The sequence below is a fragment of the Nitrosomonas sp. genome, from assembly GCF_019752415.1.
Classification (GTDB): domain Bacteria; phylum Pseudomonadota; class Gammaproteobacteria; order Burkholderiales; family Nitrosomonadaceae; genus Nitrosomonas.
Genome location: NZ_JAIEME010000104.1, coordinates 37104 through 43103, shown reverse-complemented (window position 1 = coordinate 43103; position 6000 = coordinate 37104). Strand labels below are relative to the sequence as shown.

General features: G+C 45.9%; 4 protein-coding genes. 2 read left to right on the top strand and 2 right to left on the bottom strand.

What is annotated here, in order from left to right; all coding sequences use genetic code 11:
• Nucleotides 1–88 precede the first annotated feature (88 nt).
• Nucleotides 89–1036 carry a DUF4147 domain-containing protein gene (locus K2P83_RS13995; RefSeq protein ID WP_292930239.1) on the bottom strand — a complete coding sequence of 316 codons (948 nt, stop codon included), beginning with the start codon at nt 1034–1036 and terminating at the stop codon, nt 89–91.
• Nucleotides 1033–3852 (bottom strand): excinuclease ABC subunit UvrA, encoded by a 2820-nt coding sequence (uvrA, locus tag K2P83_RS13990; protein WP_292930237.1) that lies wholly within the window; start codon nt 3850–3852, stop codon nt 1033–1035. Before uvrA ends, K2P83_RS13995 begins: the two co-directional genes overlap by 4 nt.
• A gap of 66 nt (nt 3853–3918) precedes the next feature.
• Between uvrA and K2P83_RS13985 the strand changes: the two genes are divergently transcribed.
• On the top strand, nt 3919–5304 hold the full coding sequence (locus tag K2P83_RS13985; protein ID WP_292930235.1) for an MFS transporter: 1386 nt from the start codon (nt 3919–3921) through the stop codon (nt 5302–5304).
• Nucleotides 5305–5754, top strand: a complete 450-nt coding sequence (gene ssb, locus K2P83_RS13980; protein ID WP_292930233.1) for a single-stranded DNA-binding protein — start codon at nt 5305–5307, stop codon at nt 5752–5754.
• The last annotated feature ends 246 nt before the right edge of the window (nt 5755–6000 follow it).

Below are 6000 nucleotides of genomic sequence, written 5' to 3'. Positions count from 1 at the left end.
TCACCTCTACTGTCCCCTGCCTAAAATTTAAGCAGGATACGTGAAATTACCTGGTCAATTTTCAACCGGTACAATCAGGCTTTTCTGGTCAATTTCCGACCGGCGTCAACACTTTTAACAATTGCGGATGTAAGCGGATCTCCCTCGCCAGTGCCGCATAACTTTTAGCAATCTCCCGCGATTCTCCAGTGACTGTATCGCCCAAGATCAAGGTGGCGATAGTGTGTTCTTGAAAATAATTTGCTGATGCGAGCAATGATTGATAGGCGCTTGCAATAATTCTGTTTTCAACACGAGAGAAAATCAAGGAACCGGGTTTAGGTGTTTCACTGGCAGTGCGTACTATTCCTTTAAGTAAAGTTTTCCTAACCGCTGGCGGTACATTCAGATGGTATTGATCCAGCACGGCAAGCGCATCAGAACAGGTGCTTGGGTCAGGTGAGCAAGGGCCAGAAGCAATATGTGTCGCTTCATCGCCGGTAACATCAGAAATAATTAATGCCAGTATGGGGGCTTTGCAAGCCGCAGCAAGCCGGCCGCCCTGAATAGCAGACAAGTGTTTGCGGACGGTGTTAATCTCCTGGATACGGGCTCCACACCAAAGTAACTGGTGGGTGACTTCTTTAAGTTCCGGTAATGAGATACCTTCGACTGGCAGAGAAAGCAGGCTGGATCCTCCACCACTGAACAAACAGAGTAATAGATCATCAGATTTTAATGCTTTCACCGCGGCCAAAATTTCTCGTGCTGCCTGCTCTCCATTTTCATCGGGAATCGGATGACCGGCCTCAACCACCTTAATGTTTTGGGTGGGTAATTTATGCCCATAACGCGTGACTACAAAGCCATCGAGTGGAGCAGAAGACGGCCAGGCGTTCTCAACCGCCAACGCCATAGCAGCGGACGCTTTGCCAGCACCGACAACGAGCGTACGGCCTTTAGGGGGATCGGGCAGATGTTGCGGTACGATGTGAGCCGGATCGGCTGTTTTAACCGCAACTAAAAAACTTTCCAGCAAATAGCTGCGCGGATTCATTTTGTCAACATAGATTGCAAGTAATGGCCTGTGAAACTGTTTTTATTCACCGCGATTGCTTCGGGTGTGCCTTCTGCAATGATGCATCCGCCGCCTTCGCCACCTTCCGGTCCCAAATCAATAATCCAGTCGGCCGTTTTGATGACATCCAGATTATGCTCAATCACCACCACGGTATTACCATGATCACGCAATCTGTGTAAAACTTTCAAGAGCAGATCAATATCCTGGAAATGCAGGCCGGTTGTGGGTTCATCGAGAATATACAGGGTGCGTCCCGTATCGCGTTTGGACAGTTCCAGTGATAGTTTTACCCGTTGTGCTTCACCACCGGAGAGTGTCGTGGCAGATTGTCCCAAGGTGATGTAGCCGAGACCAACTTCCAATAGTGTTTGTAATTTTCGCGCGACTACGGGTACTGGGGTAAAAAATTCAGCTGCTTTCTCCACAGTCATTTGCAGAATTTCATTGATATTTTTACCCTTATACTGAATTTCCAGCGTTTCCCGGTTATATCGCCGGCCATGGCATACGTCACAGGTAACATAAATATCCGGCAGGAAATGCATTTCCACTTTGATTACGCCATCGCCTTGACAAGCTTCGCATCGCCCGCCTTTGACATTGAAAGAAAAACGGCCGGGGGCATAACCGCGTTCTCGCGCCTGTGGCACACCGGCAAACAATTCCCGGATGGGGGTAAACAATCCGGTGTAAGTTGCCGGATTGGAGCGCGGCGTACGCCCGATGGGGCTTTGATCCATATTGATCACCTTATCGAAAAAAGCTAGGCCGTCAATTTGCTGATAAGGCGCTGGTTCGGCATTACTGGCGTAAAGGTGACGGGCTACCGCACGATGTAGTGTTTCATTAATAAGCGTAGACTTTCCGGATCCCGAAACGCCTGTGACGCAGACAAATAATCCTACTGGCAGGTTAAGTGTGACATTTTTGAGATTATTACCGGATGCGCCATCAATTCGGAGCATTCGATCTTGATCGGGTTCGTGGCGTTTCTCCGGTATTGAGATTGATAATTTGCCAGATAAGTATTTGCCAGTCAGAGAATCACTGTTTTCCTGGATAGCTTGCGGACTGCCCTGAGCGACAACGAAGCCACCATGCTCTCCAGCACCAGGCCCCATGTCGACCACATAATCCGCAATTTGTATGGCATCTTGATCGTGCTCAACCACAATGACGCTATTGCCGAGATCACGCAGATTTTTAAGCGTATCCAGTAGGCGCCCATTATCACGTTGATGCAATCCGATGGAAGGTTCATCCAAAACGTACATGACGCCAGTCAGGCCGGAGCCAATTTGACTGGCGAGCCGTATGCGTTGGGATTCACCACCTGACAGCGTATCAGCCGAGCGATCCAAGGACAGGTAATCCAATCCCACATTATTGAGAAATTGCACACGGCTGGAAATTTCCTTGATGATGCGCTCGGCAATGGCGTGTTTGTGACCCGTTAATTCAATTTGGTCAAAAAACAGTTTGGCCTTTTTCAACGGAAAAGCGCTGATTTCGTAAATTGCTTGTCCAGCAACATGCACATGACGGGCAGCTTGGCATAAACGTGTGCCGTGGCATTCCGGGCAAATTTGCGCATTGAGATATTTTGCTAGCTCCTCGCGAACCGTTTGTGATTCCGTTTCCTTATAGCGACGTGTCAGATTGGGAATAATGCCTTCAAAAGCATGCGTTTCTTGCTGCTTACGGCCACCTTCCGTTAAATAGGAAAAATGTATTTTTTCTTTGCCTGAGCCATACAGAATGATGTTGCGAATAGGCTCATCCAGATTCTCGAACGGGATTTCCAGATCAAATTCATAATGTTTTGAGAGCGCTGTTAGCAGCTGAAAGTAAAATTGATTGCGCCGATCCCAATTTTTTACCGCACCTGAAGCCAGTGAGAGATGCGGGAAGGCTACTACGCGTGCGGGATCAAAGAAAGTGATTTGACCCAGACCATCACACTTATTACAGGCACCCAATGGATTATTGAATGAAAATAATCTGGGTTCTAGTTCAGACAGGGAATAACTGCACACAGGACAGCTAAATTTAGCAGAAAAAAGATGTTCATAACCCGTATCCATTTCAACCGCTAAAGCGCGGCCTTCGGAATGGCGCAATGCCACCTCAAATGATTCAGCAAGCCGCTGTTTGGCATCCGGAGAAACTTTTAAGCGATCAACAACAACTTCAATCGTATGCTTTTTGGTTTTTTGCAACTTGGGTAAAGCATCAATTTCATACACTTCTCCGTCAATCCGTAAGCGAATAAAACCCTGCGCACGAAGTTCATCAAACAAATCGGCTTGTTCACCTTTACGTTCGACAATTAGTGGCGAAAGGATCATTAAACGCGTATCAAGCGGGAGTTGCAATACATGATCGACCATTTGCGAGACGCTTTGTGCTGTCAAGATAATGTTGTGTTCGGGGCAATGCGGATCGCCCACGCGGGCAAACAGCAAGCGCAAATAATCATGGATTTCAGTGACTGTTCCTACTGTCGAGCGGGGATTATGCGAGGTTGCTTTTTGTTCGATAGCGATAGCCGGGGAAAGACCCTCGATCAAGTCTACATCCGGTTTCTCCATGAGTTGAAGGAACTGTCTTGCATAGGCTGAAAGTGATTCCACATAGCGGCGTTGGCCCTCCGCATAGAGCGTATCGAACGCGAGTGAAGATTTGCCTGATCCTGACAGTCCAGTAATGACGACGAGCTTGTTACGTGGCAGATTTAGACTGATGTTTTTCAGATTATGGGTGCGTGCACCACGTATTTTTATGGATTCCATTAGCTATCTATGTATGAGTCAACCTGCTAATATACCCAACTTTTTGGAAATATCACAACCTGATTCATGTCTGCTTCGTCTTCATCTGAAAAAATGTCCCCAGCAGAACTGCGCGCGACCATCGGTTTGGCCGGTGTTTATGGCTTGCGGATGTTTGGATTATTTATCATTCTGCCGGTATTTGCTTTTTATGCTGAGGATTTGCCTGGCGGGAATAACTACACACTGATTGGTATCGCCCTAGGGGCATATGGCTTAACACAAGCCATTTTGCAGATTCCTTTCGGCTGGTTGTCTGATCGTATTGGACGTAAACCTGTTATTTATTTGGGTCTGATTTTATTTGCGGTTGGCAGTCTGGTTGCTGCTCTTGCAATAGATATTTACTGGGTGATATTTGGCCGCATTATTCAAGGCGCTGGTGCAATCTCGGCTGCAGTGATGGCCCTTGCTGCGGATCTTACGCGCGAAGAGCATCGTACCAAAGCAATGGCTACAATCGGTATGACCATTGGTACCGTTTTTGCTATTTCTTTAATTGTTGCTCCTGTTCTGAACCAGTGGATTGGCGTTCCAGGAATTTTTGCCATGACCGGTGTATTAGCGCTTCTGGCAATGATTGTGGTGAAGAAAATAATTCCTGATCCGCAAATCAGTCGTTTTCATTCTGATACGGAAGCATCGGCTGCAAGTTTTGGCAGTGTATTGCGTGATACACAGTTGTTGCGCTTAAATTATGGTATTTTTGCTCTCCATGCCACATTGATGGCGCTATGGCTGGTTGTGCCACTTACATTACGTAAAGCGGGAATGGCGGCGGATAATCATTGGCAGATTTATTTGCCCGTTTTACTTTTGTCTATTGTATTTATCATCCCGGCGATTATCTATGCTGAGAAAAAAGCTCAGCTAAAATTTGTATTTATTGCAGCGATTGCTTTATTGCTGATTGGACAAGTGCTTCTGGCAACTACCTTTGATTCTATCTGGGGTACAGCGATTGCGTTATTGGTTTTCTTCACAGCATTCAATTTACTGGAAGCTAGCTTGCCATCTTTGATCTCAAAGATTGCACCGGTTGGTGCAAAGGGAACCGCAATAGGGATCTACAGTAGTACTCAGTTTTTGGGTGCTTTTGTAGGTGCAGCAGTAGGCGGCTACCTATTTGGAAATTATGGAAGCTCTGCGTTATATTCCTTTTGTGGACTGTTACTCATCGTATGGTTAATACTTGCTGTAACGATGAAAGCTCCGGCAGCCGTGCGTTCCAAGATGTATCATGTGCAAGAAATGGATTTAAATAAATCAAAAGAATTGTCACGTGAGCTTGCAGCAATACCGGGTGTGTATGAAGCTTTGGTATTGGCTAATGAGAGAGTAGCCTATCTGAAAGTTGACATGAAAGGTTTTGATGAAGAAAAAGTGATTAAATTGCTAGGAGAGGAGACATAAATGGCATCAGTCAATAAAGTTATACTCATTGGTAACCTGGGCAAAGACCCGGAAACTCGTTACATGTCAAATGGAGATGCGGTAACGAATATTACATTGGCAACGACGGATACCTGGAAAGACAAGAATGGTGAGAAACAGGAAAAAACTGAATGGCATCGCGTAACCTTTTACCGCAAGCTCGCAGAAATTGCTGGCGAATACTTAAAGAAAGGCCGGCCTGTTTATATTGAGGGCAGGTTGGAAACCCGGAAATGGACTGATAAAAATGGTGTAGAACGTTATACGACGGATATTATTGCAAACGACATGAAAATGTTGGGCAATCGATCAGCAAGTGGTAGTTTTGAGTCACCTGATCATGAAGAAGACAATTCTGCTCCGAACCGGTCTTCTTCAGGTAAGAGTGCTGGTGGATTTGATGATATGGATGATGATATCCCGTTTTAGTCGAATAACTGAATTAACGTTTGTCAGGTAACCGAAGTACTCCCGTCCGGGGTTCTACCGTGGGGATATCTGATTGACGACGAGAGGGTGATGAAAACTCAATACTTTCTATATTGCCGCCAATCTCTCTGGCTATGTTTCTGAACTCAAGTGCTAGCATACATTTTGGAACAATAAATGTTTGCTTAAATCCAGACTTGAAGTGAACAAGAATTTTCATAACTCTATTCCAGGTAAATTTTATTT